Below are 18,074 nucleotides of genomic sequence, written 5' to 3' on the forward strand. Positions count from 1 at the left end.
AAAATAGTGCGATGAACCGATTACCGGAACTCGCCGCATCCGACAGGCCTTCGACTCATGCCGAAGGCGCGGCGCCGTGCGCGCTCGACGATGCGGCCTTGACTGCGCTCGCCGCTCGCATCAGGACGTGGGGGCGCGAATTGGGTTTCGGGGCGATCGGCATCAGCGATACCGATCTCTCGGATGCCGAAGCAGGCCTCGCCGCCTGGCTGGAAGCCGGATACCACGGCGAAATGGATTATATGGCGAAACATGGGATGAAACGCGCGCGGCCGGCCGAACTTGTGGCCGGTACGCGACGCGTGATTTCCGTGCGGCTCGCCTACCTGCCGGCCGAAACACTCGCCGCCGGCGCACCCGACGGCGAGCCCGGCGCGCTCGCGCTGCACGACTGGCGCGCGCGCGAACGGGCGCGGCTCGACGATCCGCAGGCGGCCGTCGTGTCGATCTATGCGCGCGGCCGCGACTATCACAAGGTGCTGCGCAACCGGCTGCAGACGCTCGCGGAGCGCATCGAGCACGAGATCGGCGCGTTCGGCTATCGCGTGTTCACCGATTCGGCGCCCGTGCTCGAGGTCGAGCTCGCGCAGAAGGCCGGCGTCGGCTGGCGCGGCAAGCACACGCTGCTGCTGCAGCGCGACGCGGGTTCGCTGTTCTTCCTCGGCGAGATCTACGTCGATATTCCGCTGCCGACCGACGCGCATACGTCGCCCGATACCGCACCCGAGACGCCCGGCGCGCATTGCGGCAGTTGCACGCGCTGCATCGATGCGTGCCCGACCGGCGCGATCGTCGAGCCGTACCGCGTCGATGCGCGCCGCTGCATCTCGTACCTGACGATCGAGCTGAAAGGCAGCATCCCCGAGCCGCTGCGGCCGATGATCGGCAATCGCGTGTACGGCTGCGACGACTGCCAGCTCGTGTGCCCGTGGAACAAGTTCGCGCAGGCCGCACCCGTCGCCGATTTCGACGTGCGGCACGGCCTCGACCGCGCGACGCTCGTCGAGCTGTTCGGGTGGGACGCGCAAGCGTTCGATACGCGGATGCAGGGCAGCGCGATCCGGCGCATCGGCTACGAAAGCTGGCTGCGCAATCTCGCGGTCGGGCTCGGCAATGCGCTGCGCGCGAGCGCGGACCGGCTTTCGCCGCAGGCGCGCGACGCGATCGTCGCCGCGTTGCGCGCGCGGGCCGACGATCCGTCGCCGGTCGTGCGCGAGCATGTCGAATGGGCGCTGCGCGCCGCGTGAAGGCGGCGTAAAGTGTCGTCGGCGCGCGGCGGTGCCGCGCCATCCATCGCTCAGGAGAGGGCAATGTTCAATGCAGTCATCGACGCACCGTTCGGCAAGGTCGGCATCCGCACGGACGCCGCGGTGGTGCGCGAGATCGTCTATCTGCCCGAATCGGTGAAGTCGGTCGATCCGGATTCGCCGCTCGCGAAGCGCGCGGTCAAGCAGATCGAACGTTATTTCGAGCGCGCGTCGGCGCGCTTCGACCTGCCGCTCGCCGAAGTCGGCAGCGCGTTCCAGCACCGCGTGTGGGACGTGATCAGCGATATCCCGCCCGGCACGGTGCTGACCTACGGCCAGGTCGCGAAGCGGATCGGCAGCGCGCCGCGCGCGGTCGGCCAGGCGTGCGGCGCGAACTACTTTCCGCTCGTGATCCCGTGCCATCGCGTCGTCGCGGCAGGCGGCCTCGGCGGCTTTGCGAACCACGACGACAACGGTTATTACCAGAAAGTGAAGCGCTGGCTGCTGGCGCACGAGGGCGTGCCGTACCGATGAGCGAACCGCTGATTTCCCCCGAAGCCGACGACGATGCCGCCGCGGCATCGCCCGCGCTGCTCGCGAGCCGCGCGTCGATCGACGTGTTCTGCGATGCGCTGTGGCTCGAGCACGGGCTCTCGCGCAACACGCTCGACGCGTACCGGCGCGATCTGGTGCTGTTTTCCCGATGGCTGGCCGCGACGCACGACGCGCCGCTCGATTCAGCCGACGAGGCGATGGTGACGGGCTATATCGCTGCGCGCAGCGACGGCAAGGCGACGTCGTCGAACCGGCGGCTGTCGGTGTTCCGTCGCTATTACGGCTGGGCCGTGCGCGAGCATCGCGCGAGCGCGGACCCGACGCTGCGGATCACGTCCGCGAAACAGGCGGCCCGGTTTCCGTCGACGCTGTCCGAGGCGCAGGTCGAGGCGCTGCTCGGTGCGCCCGACATCGACACGCCGCTCGGCCTGCGCGATCGCACGATGCTCGAGCTGATGTACGCGAGCGGGCTGCGCGTGAGCGAGCTCGTGACGCTGAAGACCGTCGAGGTCGGCCTCAACGAGGGCGTCGTGCGCGTGATGGGCAAGGGCTCGAAGGAGCGGCTCGTGCCGTTCGGCGAAGTCGCGCACGGCTGGATCGAGCGCTACCTGCGCAATGCGCGGCCGGCGCTGCTCGGCGCACGCGCGGCCGATGCGCTGTTCGTGACCGCGCGCGGCGACGGAATGACGCGCCAGCAGTTCTGGAACATCATCAAGCGCCACGCGCAGCAGGCCGACGTGCGCGCGCACCTGTCGCCGCACACGCTGCGGCATGCGTTCGCGACACACCTGCTGAACCACGGCGCCGACCTGCGCGTCGTGCAGTTGCTGCTCGGCCACAGCGACATCTCGACCACGCAGATCTATACGCACGTCGCGCGCGAGCGGCTGAGGACGCTGCACGCGCAACACCATCCGCGCGGCTAGCGCACGGGGGCGCGCGATTCCGGCACGGCGCGTTCTTCGCGGCGCGCGCCGGCAGGCGTCAGGCCAGGTCGCGCAGCTTGTGCTTCAGCACCTTGCCGGTCGATGCGGCCGGCAATGCGTCGAGCACGCGGATGTGAGCAGGGCGTTTGTAAGGCGCCAATCGCTCCGCGCACCATGCGTGCAATGCCGCTTCGTCCGCCGCCGCGCCGGGCACCAGCTCGACGAACGCGAGCACTTCCTCGTTGCCTTCGACCGCGCGGCCGATGACGGCTGCCTGCACGACGTCCGGATGCGCGTTCAGAACCTGTTCGACTTCGACCGGATACACGTTGAAGCCGGACCGGATGATCAGTTCCTTGCTGCGGCCCGCGATCGTCACCGCGCCGTCTGCGTCCTGCCGCGCGAGATCGCCGGTGCTCAGCCAGCCGTCCGGCGACACGGCCGCGCGCGTGGCGTCCGCGTTGCGGTAGTAGCCGAGCATCACGTTCGGCCCGCGCACGCGGATCTCGCCGACTTCGCCTTGCGGCACGTCGGTGCCGTCCGGCGCGACGATCCGCATGTCGACGCCCGGAATCGGCACGCCGACCGAGCTGTCGGCGCGCGGCGCGTCGAGCGGCGTCTGCGTGATCGTCGGGCTGCTTTCGGTCATCCCGTAGCCGTTGTGCAGCGGCATGCCGTACACGCCCTCGACGCGCGCCTTCAGGTTCGCATCGAGCGGCGAGCCGCCCGAATACGCGAAGCGCAGGCGCGGCGCGTGCCACGCGTGGCCGTGCGTGTGCAGGTGTTCGAGCAGCTTCGCGTGCATCGCGGGCACGCCCTGGAAGATCGTGACGCCTTCGTCGGCGAGCGCGATGCGCACGGCCTCCGGCGCAAAGCGCGGCGCGAGCCGCAGCGTCGCGCCCGCGTACAGGCTGCCGAGGCAGACCGACGCGAGCCCGTACACGTGCGACACGGGCAGCACCGTGTAGACGACGTCGTCCGGCGACACGCGGCGCAACGTGCTCGACGTCGCCGCGATGAACAGCAGGTTGCGGTGCGACAGCATCACGCCTTTCGGCGCGCCGGTCGTGCCGGTCGTGTAGATCAGCGCCGCGCATTGCGCGGCACCGTCGGCGGCCACCGGTTCGGCCAGCGCGCTCGTATCGACGCGATACGACCAGGCGCCGATGTCGACCGGCAGCGCGCCGGCGGGTGTCGCGCCGAGCCGCGCCGCGTGGGCACGTGCGTCGGGCGATGCGTCCGTCGCGAACGCGATCAGCTTCGGACGCGCGTGCGCGGCGATCGCATCGAGTTCGCCGGCGGACAGTCGCGCGTTCGACACGAGCGCCCACGCATCGACGCGGGCGACCGCGAACAGCAGCACGATCTGCGCGACGCAGTTTTCCGCGACGATCATCACGCGGTCGCCGCCCTGCACGCCGAGGCTCGCGAGCCGCGCGGCCGCCGCATCGACGGCCTGCGACAAGTCGCCGTACGACAGGCGGCGCGCGTCCTCGATCAGCGCCGGGTGCGCGGGCGCCCGCGCGGCCCAGCGCGCGGGCACGTCGGCGATACGGCCGGGCAGCGCGGCGAGCAGCGCATCGACGTCGAGCGACTCGGATGAACGGATGGGCGAGGGCATGGCGTCTCCAGAAAAGGGGCGGGCGGCGGCGTGACGATGTTTGCGAACGATCGTGCCATGACGGCGCATGCGCCACAATCGGCCAATCGGGCAATAGCGCTTCGCGATGTTCGCAATGATGATGGGCGGAATCGTCACGGCGACGCCGCGGGCCGCCCCGCGGAAAACGGGCCGCGAGTATACCGCCGGCACGGGCACGCCATCGCGCGCGCCGGTCGTTCGCCATTAGAATGCCGCCATGAGCAAATCCAGACACGTGTCCGAAACCCCTGCGACCCAGCTGTTGCGCCGCCACGGCGTCACGTTCGGCGAGCATCCGTACGAATACGTCGAACACGGCGGCACCGGCGAATCGGCGCGCCAGCTCGGCGTCGACGAGCACAGCGTCGTGAAGACGCTCGTGATGGAAGACGAACACGCGAAGCCGCTGATCGTGCTGATGCACGGCGACCGCACCGTGTCGACGAAGAACCTCGCGCGGCAGATCGGCGCGAAGCGCGTCGAGCCGTGCAAGCCCGAGGTCGCGAACCGCCACTCGGGTTATCTCGTCGGCGGCACGTCGCCGTTCGGCACGCGCAAGACGATGCCCGTCTACGTCGAGGCGACGATCCTCGAATTGCCGACGATCTACCTGAACGGCGGCCGTCGCGGCTACCTCGTCAGCCTCGCGCCGGCGGTGCTCACGTCGCTGCTCGGCGCGCAGCCCGTGCAGTGCGCGAGCGTCGACTGAGGGTTTCACCTTCGTGGCAGGCCGCGCTCGTTCGGTAGAATGGGCGCCGTTTCGGCTTGCCGCGCACAGAGCCGTCCCTTTACCGATACGTTGAAAGAAGAGTCCTCCGCATGCAGATCCTGCTCGCCGCCCTCGTTGCCTACCTGATCGGTTCGGTGTCGTTCGCCGTCGTCGTCAGCGCCGCGATGGGCCTGGCCGACCCGCGTTCGTACGGGTCGAAGAATCCCGGCGCGACCAACGTGCTGCGCAGCGGCAACAAGAAAGCCGCGATCCTGACGCTCGTCGGCGACGCATTCAAGGGCTGGATTGCCGTCTGGCTCGCGCGGCGCTTCGGCCTGCCCGACGTCGCGGTCGCATGGGTCGCGATCGCCGTGTTCATCGGCCACCTGTATCCGGTGTTCTTCCGCTTCCAGGGCGGCAAGGGCGTCGCGACCGCGGCCGGCGTGCTGCTCGCCGTGCACCCGGTGCTCGGGCTCGCGACCGCGCTGACCTGGCTGATCGTCGCATTCTTCTTCCGCTACTCGTCGCTCGCGGCGCTGGTGGCGGCGGTGTTCGCGCCGGTGTTCGACGTGTTCCTGTTCGGCACGAGCCACAACCCGGTCGCATGGGCCGTGCTCGCGATGAGCGTGCTGCTCGTGTGGCGTCACCGCGGCAACATTTCGAAGCTGCTCGCAGGGCAGGAGAGCCGGATCGGCGACAAGAAGAAGGCGGCCGCGGACGGCGGCGCGCAGGACGGCGGGAAAGCCTGACGAAGCGGTGCTTGCCGCGCGCCGCGTGTGCGGGGCCCGGCGTGATGACGGGACGGCTCGGCCGGCGATCAGTCGCGGAAGTTGTTGAAGTCGAGCGGCGTATCGGTCACGTCCTTGCGCAGCATCGCGATCACGCTCTGCAGGTCGTCGCGCTTCGTGCCCGCCACGCGCACCGCGTCGCCCTGGATGCTCGCCTGCACCTTGATCTTGCTGTCCTTCACGAGCCGCACGATCTTCTTCGCGAGATCGCCCGTCACGCCTTTCTTCACGGTGACGATCTGCTTGACCTTGTCGCCGCCGATCTTCTCGACCTTGCCGTAGTCGAGGAAGCGCACGTCGACGTTGCGCTTGGCCAGCTTGCCGATCAGCACGTCCTTGACCTGGCCGAGCTTGAAATCGTCGTCGGCGAACAGCGTCAGCTCGCGTTCCTTCTGCTCGACGCGCGCGTCGGAGCCCTTGAAGTCGAAGCGCGTCGAAATTTCCTTGTTCGACTGCTCGGTGGCGTTCTTCACTTCGATCATGTTCGCTTCGGAAACGACGTCGAACGATGGCATGGCATTCTCCCTTGAGATGCGGGCACCCGGCTCGCGCGCGGGCACTCGCTATAATTGCGGACTGTTTGCCATTTTACCGATGCCCCTCCGTTTGCCCAAGGCCGGCCATGCGCCGCCCGGGCCGACGTGACCGCGAATGCCGATGCCTCCTGACGATTCCGCCCTGTCGCTGCTTCCCGACCATCCGCTCGCCGCGCACAACACGTTCGGCATCGACGCGAACGCGCGCTTCGCCGCGCGCATCACGCACGCGTCGCAGTTCGAGGCGCTGCATCGCGACCCGCGCGTCGCGAACCTGCCGCAGCTCGTGCTCGGCGGCGGCAGCAATGTCGTGTTCACGCGCGATTTCGACGGCGTCGTGCTGCTCGACGAGATCGCGGGCCGCCGCGTCGTGCGCGAGGACGGCGACGCGTGGTACGTCGAGGCCGGCGGCGGCGAGAACTGGCACGCCTTCGCCGCGTGGACGCTCGAGCACGGAATGCCGGGCCTCGAGAACCTCGCGCTGATCCCGGGCACCGTCGGCGCTGCGCCGATCCAGAACATCGGCGCGTACGGCCTCGAGATGAAGGTGTATTTCGATTCGCTGGTCGCCGTCGAGCTGTCTACGGGGCGCAGCGAGCGCTTCGACGCCGCGCGCTGCGCATTCGGCTATCGCGACAGTTTCTTCAAGCGGGAAGGGCGCGGCCGGTTCGCGATCGTGTCGGTGACGTTCCGGCTGCCCAGGCAATGGACGCCGCGGCTCGGCTACGCGGACGTCACGCGCGAGCTCGACGCGCGCGGCATCGCGCCCGATGCGGCGACGCCGCGCGACGTGTTCGACGCGGTCGTCGCGATCCGCCGCGCGAAGCTGCCCGATCCGCTCGTTCTCGGCAACGCGGGCAGCTTCTTCAAGAATCCGGTGATCGACGCCGCGCAGTTCGATGCGCTGCGCGCCCGCGCGCCCGATGTCGTGTCGTATCCGCAGCCGGACGGGCAGGTGAAGCTCGCGGCCGGCTGGCTGATCGACCGCTGCGGCTGGAAGGGGCGCGCGCTGGGCGCGGCGGCCGTGCACGACCGCCAGGCGCTCGTGCTCGTCAATCGCGGCGGCGCGACGGGCGCCGACGTGCTCGCGCTGGCACGGGCGATCCAGGCCGACGTGCGCGAGCAATTCGGCGTCGAGCTCGAGGCCGAACCGGTCTGCCTGTAGCGCGGGGCCGCGCCGGTTTTCACGTCCCCAAACAAAAAGCGCCGATCGTCGATCGGCGCTTTTTGCGTCTGCTGCCGGATTCCCGCGGCGCGTCAGTGCTTGAGGCGGCCGAGCAGCAGGAACTCCATCAGCGCCTTCTGCACGTGCAGGCGGTTTTCCGCCTCGTCCCACACGACGCTCTGCGGGCCGTCGATCACGCCGGCCGTCACTTCCTCGCCGCGGTGCGCGGGCAGGCAGTGCATGAACAGCGCGTCCGGGTTCGCGTGGCCCATCATTTCCTCGTCGACGCACCAGTCGGCGAACGCCTTCATCCGCGCTTCGTTCTCGGCTTCGAAACCCATGCTCGTCCATACGTCGGTCGTCACGAGATCGGCGCCCTTGCATGCTTCGTTCGGATCGTCGAACACTTCGTAGAACGGCGCGCTGTCGGGCGACACGAGCTTCATGTCGAGCGCATAGCCGGGCGGCGTCGACAGGCGCAGCTTGAAGCCGAGGATCTGCGCGGCTTCGATCCACGTGTAGAGCATGTTGTTCGCATCGCCGACCCACGCGACGGTCTTGCCGGCGATCGGGCCGCGGTGCTCGTAGTACGTGAAGATGTCGGCGAGCACCTGGCACGGGTGGTATTCGTTGGTCAGGCCGTTGATCACCGGCACGCGGGAGTTTTCCGCGAAGCGCTGGATGACCTCCTGCTCGAACGTGCGGATCATGATGATGTCGACCATCCGCGAGATGACCTGCGCGGAATCCTCGACGGGCTCGCCGCGGCCGAGCTGCGTGTCGCGCGTGCTCATGAAGACGGCGTGGCCGCCGAGCTGGAAGATCCCGGCCTCGAACGACAGGCGCGTGCGCGTCGAGCTCTTCTCGAAGATCATCGCGAGCGTGCGGTCGTGCAGCGGGTGATAGGTCTCGTAGTTCTTGAACTTGCGCTTCAGGATACCCGTGCGTTCGAGCACGTACTCGTAGTCTTCCAGCGAGAAATCCTTGAACTGCAGGTAGTGACGAATGGTTTTGGCGGTCATGAAGCGAAATACGGCGGGTTTCACCCGGCAGCGAGGCCGGACGGCGCCGCCGTCGGGTGTGGATAACTCAAAGCAGCATAAAGGATTTTCTGTGCTTTGACGAGCCGCGAAGAGAGGCGGGGCACGATCGCGGTGCACGGCCGGCGGCACGGGAAGGGGGTGTCGGGACGACGCGCGATGGCGCGCTGCGGTATAATCGAAAAGTTTTCTCCAGCCCGGCAGGCAAGCCTCCTCGCGCTCTGCCGGACACAAGCTGTGCGCTGCACAAATCCGGTGCGGCACACCGGCGGCGCGCATCGACGTCCTGTTTTCGGGATATCCGGATGCTTGTGCCGCCGTCCATTCCAGCTTTGTGTTCGCGTATCCAGGCGCCGTCGCCTGGGCATCGCCGGGCCGTCACTTGGGTAACCACATGGCTGAAACCCCTCCGACCGAATTCTTTATCCAGGGCATTACGAAAGACGGGAAAAAGTTTCGCCCGAGCGACTGGTCGGAACGTCTGGCCGGTGTGATGGCCTGCTTCGGGCCGGGGGCGAGCGGGCCGAATGCGCGTCTCAAGTATTCGCTGTACGTGCGTCCGACGATGCTCGGCGACCTGAAATGCGTGATCCTCGATTCGCGGCTGCGCGATGTCGAACCGATGGCTTTCGATTTCGTGCTGAATTTCGCGAAGGACAACAACCTCGTCGTCACCGAGGCGTGCGAGCTGCCGGACTACGGCGCGAAGAAGTGATGCGGTGATGTCGGCGGGCGAGGGCGCCTGGTGCGCCCGCCCTGACTGTCGTCGGTCGGCGCGATGCCCCGATGCCCGGACGACAGGCAACAAAAAAGCCCGCCTAGGCGGGCTTTTTTGCGATCGCAGGAAACAGGAACGCCCGCGTGAGCGGGCGCACCGGATTTACGCTGCTGCCTGCAGACCCTTGACGGCTGCGGCGAGGCGGCTCTTGCTGCGAGCGGCCTTGTTCTTGTGAACGATCTTCTTGTCGGCGATCGTGTCGATCGTCTTCACGGCAGCCTTGAACAGCTCGGCAGCCTTTGCCTGGTCGCCGGCTTCAACAGCCTTGCGAACCGACTTGATCGCGGTACGGAATTTCGAGCGCAGCGCCGAGTTGTGCGAGTTTGCCTTCGCGGCCTGGCGGGCGCGCTTGCGTGCTTGTGCGGAGTTAGCCATGACGGTTCCTTATCCTGTCCTGTTTCCAGAGCTTGGAGCCTGACGGCCAAGCGCTGCTTTTCGATCCGTCCCCTGAGAACGATTGCCCAGGGGCGCATAAAAAAACGGTGATTTTAACCGAGGCCGGAACATGGAAACGGCAGTTGCCGTACATGTACAGGCCTAGAAACGGGCGATTATAGCAACAAAATCAAGCGAGTGGCAAGATCGATGTGACACCCGCCGGGCGAGGCGCCGGCGGCGGGCGCGCTTTTCGGCATCGGGCGGTGGCCGGGCCACGCAACGTCCGTATAATAAGCGCCCCATGAATCTATTCCGAGCCCTGCTGACGGTCAGCGGCTTCACGCTGCTGTCGCGCGTGACCGGACTGGCCCGCGAGACGCTGATCGCCCGTGCGTTCGGCGCCAGTCAATACACCGACGCGTTCTACGTCGCCTTCCGCATCCCGAACCTGCTGCGCCGCCTTTCTGCTGAAGGCGCGTTCTCGCAGGCGTTCGTGCCGATCCTCGCCGAGTTCAAGAACCAGCAGGGGCACGATGCGACGAAGGCGCTCGTCGACGCGATGTCGACCGTGCTTGCGTGGGCGCTTGCCGTGCTGTCGGTCCTCGGGATCGCCGGCGCGTCGTGGGTCGTGTTCGCGGTCGCGTCCGGCCTGCACACCGATGGCCGTGCGTTCCCGCTCGCGGTCACGATGACGCAGATCATGTTCCCGTACATCGTGTTCATCTCGCTGACGACGCTCGCGTCCGGCGTGCTGAACACGTACAAGAGCTTCTCGCTGCCCGCGTTCGCGCCGGTGCTGCTCAACGTCGCATTCATCGCCGCGGCCGTGTTCGTCGCGCCGCACCTGAAGGTGCCGGTGTTCGCGCTCGCGTGGGCCGTCATCGTGGGGGGCGTGCTGCAGTTCCTCGTGCAGCTGCCGGGCCTGAAGAAGATCGACATGGTGCCGCTGATCGGCCTCAACCCGCTGCGCGCGCTGCGGCACCCCGGCGTGAAGCGCGTGCTCGCGAAGATGGTGCCCGCGACGTTCGCGGTGTCGGTCGCGCAGCTGTCGCTGATCATCAACACCAACATCGCATCGCGGCTCGGGCAGGGCGCCGTGTCGTGGATCAACTACGCCGATCGTCTGATGGAATTCCCGACGGCGCTGCTCGGCGTCGCGCTCGGCACGATCCTGCTGCCGAGCCTGTCGAAGGCGCACGTCGACGCCGATTCGACTGAGTATTCGGCGCTGCTCGACTGGGGGCTGCGCGTCACGTTCCTGCTCGCGGCGCCGAGCGCGCTCGCGCTGTTCTTCTTCGCGACGCCGCTCACCGCGACGCTCTTCAACTACGGCAAGTTCGACGCGCATACCGTCACGATGGTCGCGCGCGCGCTCGCGACCTACGGGATCGGCCTGGTCGGCATCATCCTGATCAAGATCCTTGCGCCGGGCTTCTATGCGAAGCAGGACATCAAGACGCCCGTGAAGATCGCGATCGGCGTGCTGATCGTCACGCAGATCTCGAACTACGTGTTCGTGCCGCTGATCGGCCATGCGGGCCTCACGCTGAGCATCGGCGTCGGCGCGTGCCTGAACTCGCTGCTGCTGTTCATCGGGCTGCGCAAGCGCGGCATCTACCAGCCGTCGCCGGGCTGGCTGCGCTTCTTCATGCAGCTCGTCGGCGCGACGCTCGTGCTCGCGGGCGTGATGCACTGGTTCTCGATCAGCTTCGACTGGACCGGGATGCGCACGCAGCCGCTCGATCGCATCGCGTTGATGGCCGCGTGCCTCGTGCTGTTCGCTGCACTATATTTCGGTATGTTGTGGGTGATGGGCTTCAAATACGCTTACTTCAGAAGGCGCGCCAAGTGACGACCGCTATGACCCGCGTCCTCGACTACTTCAGCACGCTCGTGGCGGACGACGACAGCCTGCCCGTCACGGAGACCGCGCTGTCGCTGGCGCAGGACGCGTATCCCGACCTCGACCTGCAGGGCACGTTGGCCGAACTCGACATGCTGGCGGCGCGGCTGCGCCAGCGGCTCGCCGACGATGCGGACCTGAAAGGCCGCGTCGCCGCGCTGAACGACTTCTTCTTCCGCGAACTCGGCTTCGCGTGCAATCACAACGATTACTACGACCCCGATAACAGCCACCTGAACGCCGTGCTGAAACGGCGGCGCGGGATCCCGATCTCGCTGTCGGTGCTGTATCTGGAGCTCGCCGAGCAGGTCGGCGTGCCGGCGCGCGGCGTATCGTTCCCCGGCCATTTCCTGCTGCGCGTCACGCTGCCGGACGGCGACCTGATCATCGATCCGACCAACGGCCATTCGCTGTCGGAAGCCGAGATGGTCGAGATGCTCGAGCCGTACGTCGCGCGCGCGGCCGGCGCGGTCGACAGCGCGTTGCGCGCGCTGCTGCAGCCCGCGACGAGCCGCGAGATCATCGCGCGGATGCTGCGCAACCTGAAGACGATCTATCTGCAGACGGAACGCTGGCAGCGGCTGCTCGCGGTGCAGCAGCGGCTCGTGATCCTGTTGCCCGAGCAGCTCGACGAGGTGCGCGATCGCGGTTTCGCGTATGCGCGGCTCGACTACCTGCGCCCCGCGCTCGAGGATCTCGAGCAGTATCTCGGCGAGCGGCCGGAGGCGGACGATGCGACCGTCGTCGAGTCGCAGGTGACCGAATTGCGGCAGCGGATGCAGCGCGACGGCGAGGACTGAGCCACCGCGCGACTGCCGGAATCCGGAATGAAAAACGCCCGCATCGCGGGCGTTTTTCATTCGCGCTTACTTCGGCTGCATCCGGATAGCGCCGTCGAGGCGGATCACTTCGCCGTTGAGCATCGGATTCTCGACGATCTGGCGCACCAGCATCGCGTATTCGGCCGGTTTGCCGAGCCGCGGCGGGAACGGCACCATTGCGCCGAGCGCGTCCTGCACGTCCTGCGGCATGTCGAGCAGCATCGGCGTCTCGAACAGGCCGGGCGCGATCGTCATCACGCGGATGCCGCTGCGCGCCAGGTCGCGCGCGATCGGCAGCGTCATGCCCGCGACGCCGGCCTTCGAGGCCGCGTACGCGGCCTGGCCGATCTGCCCGTCGAACGCGGCGACCGACGCGGTACTGACGATCACGCCGCGCTCGCCGTCCGCGGTCGGCGCGGTTGCGGCCATCGCGGCCGCCGCGAGCCGGATCATGTTGAACGTGCCGACGAGGTTCACGTTGATCGTCTTCGCGAACACGTCGAGCGGATGCGCGCCGTCCTTGCCGACGGTCTTCGCGGCGGGCGCGATGCCCGCGCAGTTGACGAGGCCGCGCAGCGTGCCCGCGCGCGTCGCCGCGTCGACGGCCGCCTGCGCGTCGGCTTCGCTCGACACGTCGCAGCGCACGAATGCACCGCCCAGCTCGGTCGCGAGCGCGACGCCCGCCGCCTCGTTCAGGTCGGCGAGCACGACCTTGCCGCCGGCCTGCGCGAGCATCCGCGCCGTTCCGGCGCCGAGGCCCGACGCGCCGCCCGTGATCAGAAAGACGTTGCCGCGAATCTCCATGACTGTCTCCTTTGTCGACCGCCCTTGGCGCTTTAGCGCTTAGGGCGGTCCCATGCAAGGCGGTCGCCCGCCCTTGGCGCTTTAGCGCTTAGGGAGGTCCCATGCAAGGCGGTCGACCGCCCTTGGCGCTTGGGGAGGTCCCACGCAAAGCGGTTGTGCTGTCCGATGCGAAGCGATCGGTTGAAAAAACGTGTGCCGGTTGGCAGCGCGCATGCATCCGACCGATTGTACGGGGCGCCATCGCCCGGCGGCGAGACAAGCGCGGTCGTGCGAAGCTCGGCCGGGCGAAAAAAAACCGCCCGGAAAGGGCGGCTTGCGGTGCGCGATGCGGTGCTTACTTCAGTGCGTCGAACGCGCGCTCGCGGATTTCCTCGACGCTGCCGAGGCCCGAGATCTTGCGATACTGCGGCGCCTTCAGGCCGTTTTCCTCGCCGCGCTGCGCCCAGTCGCCGTAGTACTTGATCAGCGGCTTGGTCTGCGCTTCGTACACTTCGAGACGCTTCTTGACGGTTTCTTCCTTGTCGTCGTCGCGCTGGATCAGCGGTTCGCCCGTCACGTCGTCGTGGCCTTCGACCTTCGGCGGGTTGAACTTGACATGATACGTGCGGCCCGATGCCGGGTGCGTGCGGCGGCCGCTCATGCGCTCGATGATTTCCGAGAACGGTACGTCGATCTCGAGCACGTAGTCGATCGCGACACCGGCGTCCTTCATCGCATCGGCCTGCGCGATCGTGCGCGGGAAGCCGTCGAACAGATAGCCGTTCGCGCAATCGGATTCCTTCAGGCGCTCCTTGACGAGGCCGATGATCAGGTCGTCCGTCACGAGCTTGCCTTCATCCATGAAGCGCTTCGCTTCGATGCCGAGCGGCGTGCCGGCCTTCACGGCCGCGCGCAGCATGTCGCCCGTCGAGATTTGCGGGATGCCGAATTTTTCCTTGATGAAGTTTGCCTGGGTGCCCTTTCCCGCGCCGGGCGCGCCCAACAGGATCAAACGCATGGTGATATCTCCAAGTATGTAGATTCGTGTGGCGAGACGCAAAGGCGCCGGCGACAACGTGCGCGGGGCTTGCCTGGCGCGCGGCGGACCGGTCTGATGCGGCGCGTCGGCTTCGGCGACGCGCGGCTGCCGGCAGGGCCGCGGGCGGGGTCAAGCGAGGACGCGCTGGTCGCGGACGGCTCGCACAATCGCCTGATTATGCCACGGGTTATTTTGAACCCGGCCGAAAAAGGGCCTGCACGCGCGCAAGATCGGCGGGCGTGTCGATACCGGCTTCGGGCGCGGACCCGGTGATCAGCACTGCGATGCGCTCGCCGTGCCACAGCGCGCGCAGCTGTTCGAGCTGCTCGGCCTGTTCGATCGGCGCCTGCGCAAGCGTCGGATACGTGCGCAGGAAACGCGCGCGATATGCATAGAGGCCGATGTGCCGGTAGACCGGAAATGCAGGGGCCGGCATTGCCGCGACGTCCGGCCAGTGCGGCTGGTACGCGTCACGGCTCCACGGAATCGGCGCGCGCGAAAAGTACAGCGCGACGCTCTGCGCGTCGAGCGCGACCTTCACGACGTTCGGGTTGAACACGTCGGCTGCATCGTGGATCGGGTGGGCCGCGGTCGCGATCGCGCAGGCCGGATGCGCGGCCAGGTGCGACGCTACGTCGCGCACGAGCATGGGGTCGATCAGCGGCTCATCGCCCTGCACGTTGACGACGACGGTGTCGTCGCTCCACCCGAACGTCGCCGCGACTTCCGCGAGCCGGTCGGTGCCGGACGGATGGTCGGCACGCGTCAGCACCGCCTCGAAGCCGTGATCGCGCGCCGCATCGAGCACGCTTTGCGCGTCGGATGCGACGAGCACCTGCTGCGCGCCCGCTTCGCGCGCGCGCTCGGCGACGCGCACGACCATCGGCTTGCCGCCGAGATCGGCGAGCGGCTTGTTCGGGAGGCGCGTCGACGCGAGCCGGGCGGGAATGACGGCGATGAAGGGTTGCGGGTGAGTCATCGGAGGGAACGGTGAGAGGGACGGGGCGGGTGGCGCGTCCGGCGCCGGTCGCCCGGCGGCGTTCGGCGACCGGCCGGGGCCGGGTCGCCTTCAAGCGACTGCGGCGGTCGAGCGGCCTGACGGTTTAGCGGCCGGCCGGGTCGACCGGCGTGCCTTCGACGGTCTGGCGCGCTTCGTCGACGAGCATCACGGGGATGCCGTCGCGGATCGGGTAGGCGAGCTTGTCCGCGTTGCAGATCAGCTCCTGCGCGGCGCGGTCATAGTGGAGCGGGCCTTTGCAGATAGGGCACACAAGGATTTCAAGCAGGCGAGCGTCCACGGAGTTTCTCCACAACGAGGGCAATGAGGCGAGGGTCGAGCGCGGCTTCGACAGGGACGACCCAGAGTCGAGCGTCGCGCCAGGAAGCGCCCAATTTTACTGCATCCTTCTCGGTGATCAGGATCGCATCGACGGCGTCGTCGACGAACGGATTGTCGGTGAACGCGTAGTGGTCGGGCAGCGCGCGCGTCGCCGGCGCGAGACCGGCCGCGCGCAGCGTTGCGAAGAAGCGTTCCGGCGCGCCGATGCCGGCCGCGGCGAGCACGCGCTCGTTCGCGAACTGCGACAGCGGGCGGCGCAGCGCGGGCTGGTCGAGGTGCCATGCGGCGCCCGGCGTGAGCGCGAGCGCGTAGGTGTCGGGCCAAGGCGGCAGCGCGCCGCTGTACGGATCGTTGACGAGCGTGGCATCGCGGTGCCGCGACAGCGGCTCGCGCAGCGGGCCGGCCGGCAGCAGGAAGCCGTTGCCGCCGAGCCGGTGGTCGAACACGACGAGCTCGACCGTGCGCGCGAGGCGGTAGTGCTGCAGGCCGTCGTCGCTGACGATCACGTCGACGTCCGGATGCGCGGCGCGCAGCGCCTGCGCGGCCGCCACGCGGTCGGGACACACCCAGACGGGCGCGGCGGTGCGGCGTGCGATCAGCAGCGGCTCGTCGCCGCCCACGCTCGCGCTCGACGCGGGCGTGACGGCGGTCGGCGCTTTCACGTTCGCGCCGTAGCCGCGCGACACGACGCCGGGCGTGAAGCCGGCCGCGCGCAACGCGTCGACGAGCGCGATCACGGTCGGCGTCTTGCCGGTACCGCCGACGGTCACGTTGCCGACCACGACGACGGGCACGCCGACGTCGACCGGCTGCTTCCAGCCTTGTGCGTAAGCGGTGCGCCGCAGCGCCGCGCACAGGCCGAACACGCATGCGAACGGCGTGAGCGCCCACGCGAGCGCGCCGCGCCGCTGCCATTCGCGTGTCAGGCGCGCTTCGAGCCGGGCGAGCGGGCCGCCGGGCGCGCTCATCGGACCGGGCGCGGCGCGTCGTGCGCCGCGGCGTGGGACGGATTCGTCAAGGCGGATTCTCCGTTGGGCGGCGCATGCCGCGGGGTCTGCGGAAGGCGGCACTCTAGCGCGCCGCATGCGGACGCGGCAAGCGCGACCGGCCGACGCAGCCCGCGGGGCCGGATCGCGGCGGGCTGTGGATAACTCTGTGAAGAACTCCCCGGTCGATGGCCTCAAACGCCCGCCCGGTGGGCATCGAATCGGATGAGAATCATTCCGAAAGGTTTAAAAATATATAAAAATCAATGCGTTATCGGGAATTGTCTGGTTTTTTTCGCGGTTTCCAAGCGTTTTACGCGGACGATTGCCAAAGTGTGGACACCTTTCGAGCGCCGCGACGCATGCGCTCGGTGCTGGACGCCGCGCGCGTGTCGGACTATCGTGTCGCCGCCAGCATTCATCCGACCGTCCATGCCTTCCGACTCCCCTTTTGCCGCACCCGGCGCGACCCGCGGCGGCGACGAAGTGATTCCCGTTTCGGCGCTCAATCGCGCGATTTCGACGATGCTCGAGCGTTCGTTTCCGCTGCTGTGGATTTCGGGCGAAGTATCGAATTTCACGCGCGCCGCGAGCGGCCACTGGTATTTCTCGATCAAGGACCAGCAGGCGCAGATGCGCTGCGTGATGTTCCGCGGCCGCGCCCAATACGCGGAATTCACGCCGCGCGAAGGCGACCGGATCGAGGTTCGCGCGGTCGTCACGATGTACGAGCCGCGCGGCGAAGTGCAGCTCAACGTCGAGGCCGTGCGGCGCACCGGGCAGGGGCGCCTGTACGAGGCATTCCTGCGGCTGAAGGCGCAGCTCGAAGGCGAAGGGCTGTTCGCGCCCGAGCGCAAGCGGCCGCTGCCGGCCCACCCGCGCGCGATCGGTATCGTCACGTCGCTGCAGGCCGCCGCGCTGCGCGACGTGCTGACCACGCTCGCACGCCGTGCGCCGCACATTCCGGTGATCGTCTATCCGGCGCCCGTGCAGGGTGCCGGTTCCGCCGAAAAGCTCGTCGCGGCCGTCGAGGCCGCGAATGCGCGGCGCGAGGTCGACGTGCTGCTCGTCTGCCGCGGCGGCGGCTCGATCGAGGATCTGTGGTCGTTCAACGACGAGGCGCTGGCGCGCGCGATCGCGGCGAGCGAGCTGCCGGTCGTCAGCGGCGTCGGGCACGAAACCGATTTCACGATCGCGGACTTCGCGGCCGACGTGCGCGCGCCGACGCCGACCGGCGCGGCCGAACTCGCGAGCCCGCAGCGCGCGCTGCTGCTGCGCGAGGTCGGCGACCGCCAGCGTGCGCTCGCGCGCGGCATGGAACGCCGGCTCGAACAGCGTGCGCAGCAGCTCGACTGGCTCGCGCGCCGGCTCGTGAGCCCGGCCGAGCGGCTGCAGCGGCAGCGCACGCACGTCGAGCAGCTCGCGGCGCGGCTCGCGTC

General features: G+C 68.2%; 19 protein-coding genes. 10 read left to right on the top strand and 9 right to left on the bottom strand.

All coding sequences use genetic code 11. The features are described 5' to 3' along the window. The first annotated feature begins 11 nt into the window (after positions 1 to 11). The 3 genes from queG to xerD all read left to right on the top strand — a co-directional run bounded on the left by queG (position 12) and on the right by xerD (position 2,728). Entirely contained in the window at positions 12 to 1,247 is a 1,236-nt protein-coding gene (queG, locus tag ACPUER_RS26375; RefSeq protein ID WP_425132525.1) for a tRNA epoxyqueuosine(34) reductase QueG, read from the top strand. 63 nt (positions 1,248 to 1,310) lie between these two features. Continuing rightward, positions 1,311 to 1,781 (top strand): methylated-DNA--[protein]-cysteine S-methyltransferase, encoded by a 471-nt coding sequence (locus tag ACPUER_RS26380; RefSeq protein WP_174382600.1) that lies wholly within the window; start codon positions 1,311 to 1,313, stop codon positions 1,779 to 1,781. Beyond that, positions 1,778 to 2,728, top strand: coding sequence for a site-specific tyrosine recombinase XerD (gene xerD, locus ACPUER_RS26385; RefSeq protein WP_034178857.1), 951 nt, complete (start codon positions 1,778 to 1,780; stop codon positions 2,726 to 2,728). The genes ACPUER_RS26380 and xerD overlap by 4 nt, the downstream gene beginning before the upstream one ends. 58 nt (positions 2,729 to 2,786) lie before the next feature. Here xerD and ACPUER_RS26390 read toward each other — a convergent pair whose 3' ends face one another. Then, a complete protein-coding gene (locus ACPUER_RS26390) occupies positions 2,787 to 4,349 on the bottom strand; it encodes a class I adenylate-forming enzyme family protein (RefSeq protein WP_425132526.1) in 1,563 nt (520 codons plus the stop codon). A 238-nt stretch (positions 4,350 to 4,587) separates the two neighbouring features. Here ACPUER_RS26390 and ybaK point away from each other — a divergent pair, with 238 nt between their 5' ends. After that, a complete protein-coding gene (gene ybaK / locus ACPUER_RS26395) occupies positions 4,588 to 5,079 on the top strand; it encodes a Cys-tRNA(Pro) deacylase (RefSeq protein ID WP_347067178.1) in 492 nt (163 codons plus the stop codon). A 110-nt stretch (positions 5,080 to 5,189) separates the two neighbouring features. After that, positions 5,190 to 5,828: a glycerol-3-phosphate 1-O-acyltransferase PlsY gene (gene plsY / locus ACPUER_RS26400; RefSeq protein ID WP_034178855.1), complete on the top strand. Its 639-nt coding sequence runs from the start codon at positions 5,190 to 5,192 to the stop codon at positions 5,826 to 5,828. Positions 5,829 to 5,896: 68 nt separating this feature from the next. Here plsY and ACPUER_RS26405 read toward each other — a convergent pair whose 3' ends face one another. Further along, entirely contained in the window at positions 5,897 to 6,382 is a 486-nt protein-coding gene (locus tag ACPUER_RS26405; RefSeq protein WP_425132527.1) for a YajQ family cyclic di-GMP-binding protein, read from the bottom strand. A 136-nt stretch (positions 6,383 to 6,518) separates the two neighbouring features. Between ACPUER_RS26405 and murB the strand changes: the two genes are divergently transcribed. Continuing rightward, positions 6,519 to 7,568, top strand: a complete 1,050-nt coding sequence (murB, locus tag ACPUER_RS26410; RefSeq protein WP_425132528.1) for a UDP-N-acetylmuramate dehydrogenase — start codon at positions 6,519 to 6,521, stop codon at positions 7,566 to 7,568. A gap of 92 nt (positions 7,569 to 7,660) precedes the next feature. Here the strand turns inward: murB and argF are convergent, their stop codons facing one another. Beyond that, entirely contained in the window at positions 7,661 to 8,590 is a 930-nt protein-coding gene (gene argF, locus ACPUER_RS26415; RefSeq protein WP_034178853.1) for an ornithine carbamoyltransferase, read from the bottom strand. Positions 8,591 to 9,002: 412 nt separating this feature from the next. Here argF and ACPUER_RS26420 point away from each other — a divergent pair, with 412 nt between their 5' ends. Further along, a complete protein-coding gene (locus ACPUER_RS26420) occupies positions 9,003 to 9,323 on the top strand; it encodes a DUF3579 domain-containing protein (RefSeq protein ID WP_069248689.1) in 321 nt (106 codons plus the stop codon). 165 nt (positions 9,324 to 9,488) lie between these two features. Here ACPUER_RS26420 and rpsT read toward each other — a convergent pair whose 3' ends face one another. Further along, on the bottom strand, positions 9,489 to 9,761 hold the full coding sequence (rpsT, locus tag ACPUER_RS26425; protein WP_006482211.1) for a 30S ribosomal protein S20: 273 nt from the start codon (positions 9,759 to 9,761) through the stop codon (positions 9,489 to 9,491). A gap of 304 nt (positions 9,762 to 10,065) precedes the next feature. On the opposite strand from rpsT, the gene murJ reads away from it, so the two are divergent. Together murJ and ACPUER_RS26435 are read left to right on the top strand one after the other, a co-directional pair. Next, positions 10,066 to 11,616, top strand: coding sequence for a murein biosynthesis integral membrane protein MurJ (gene murJ, locus ACPUER_RS26430; protein WP_175961909.1), 1,551 nt, complete (start codon positions 10,066 to 10,068; stop codon positions 11,614 to 11,616). Positions 11,617 to 11,624: 8 nt separating this feature from the next. After that, a complete protein-coding gene (locus ACPUER_RS26435) occupies positions 11,625 to 12,467 on the top strand; it encodes a SirB1 family protein (RefSeq protein ID WP_175961908.1) in 843 nt (280 codons plus the stop codon). Positions 12,468 to 12,533: 66 nt separating this feature from the next. On the opposite strand, the gene ACPUER_RS26440 is transcribed toward ACPUER_RS26435, so the two are convergent. The 5 genes from ACPUER_RS26440 to lpxK all read right to left on the bottom strand — a co-directional run bounded on the left by ACPUER_RS26440 (position 12,534) and on the right by lpxK (position 16,617). Beyond that, positions 12,534 to 13,292, bottom strand: a complete 759-nt coding sequence (locus ACPUER_RS26440) for an SDR family NAD(P)-dependent oxidoreductase (protein WP_425132529.1) — start codon at positions 13,290 to 13,292, stop codon at positions 12,534 to 12,536. A 334-nt stretch (positions 13,293 to 13,626) separates the two neighbouring features. Next, positions 13,627 to 14,289 (bottom strand): adenylate kinase, encoded by a 663-nt coding sequence (gene adk / locus ACPUER_RS26445; protein WP_034178848.1) that lies wholly within the window; start codon positions 14,287 to 14,289, stop codon positions 13,627 to 13,629. 208 nt (positions 14,290 to 14,497) lie between these two features. Further along, entirely contained in the window at positions 14,498 to 15,289 is a 792-nt protein-coding gene (kdsB, locus tag ACPUER_RS26450) for a 3-deoxy-manno-octulosonate cytidylyltransferase (protein WP_425132530.1), read from the bottom strand. Between the two features lie 124 nt (positions 15,290 to 15,413). Next, complete coding sequence (locus tag ACPUER_RS26455; protein ID WP_010090898.1) at positions 15,414 to 15,608, bottom strand: Trm112 family protein; 195 nt, start codon at positions 15,606 to 15,608, stop codon at positions 15,414 to 15,416. Next, on the bottom strand, positions 15,589 to 16,617 hold the full coding sequence (gene lpxK, locus ACPUER_RS26460) for a tetraacyldisaccharide 4'-kinase (RefSeq protein ID WP_175961905.1): 1,029 nt from the start codon (positions 16,615 to 16,617) through the stop codon (positions 15,589 to 15,591). Before lpxK ends, ACPUER_RS26455 begins: the two co-directional genes overlap by 20 nt. 450 nt (positions 16,618 to 17,067) lie before the next feature. Here lpxK and xseA point away from each other — a divergent pair. Further along, a partial coding sequence (gene xseA / locus ACPUER_RS26465) for an exodeoxyribonuclease VII large subunit (protein WP_425132531.1) occupies positions 17,068 to 18,074 on the top strand: 1,007 nt, incomplete at its 3' end.

It is taken from the genome of Burkholderia sp. DN3021, from assembly GCF_049805555.1.
GTDB classification, from domain to species: Bacteria; Pseudomonadota; Gammaproteobacteria; order Burkholderiales; family Burkholderiaceae; genus Burkholderia; species Burkholderia pyrrocinia_C.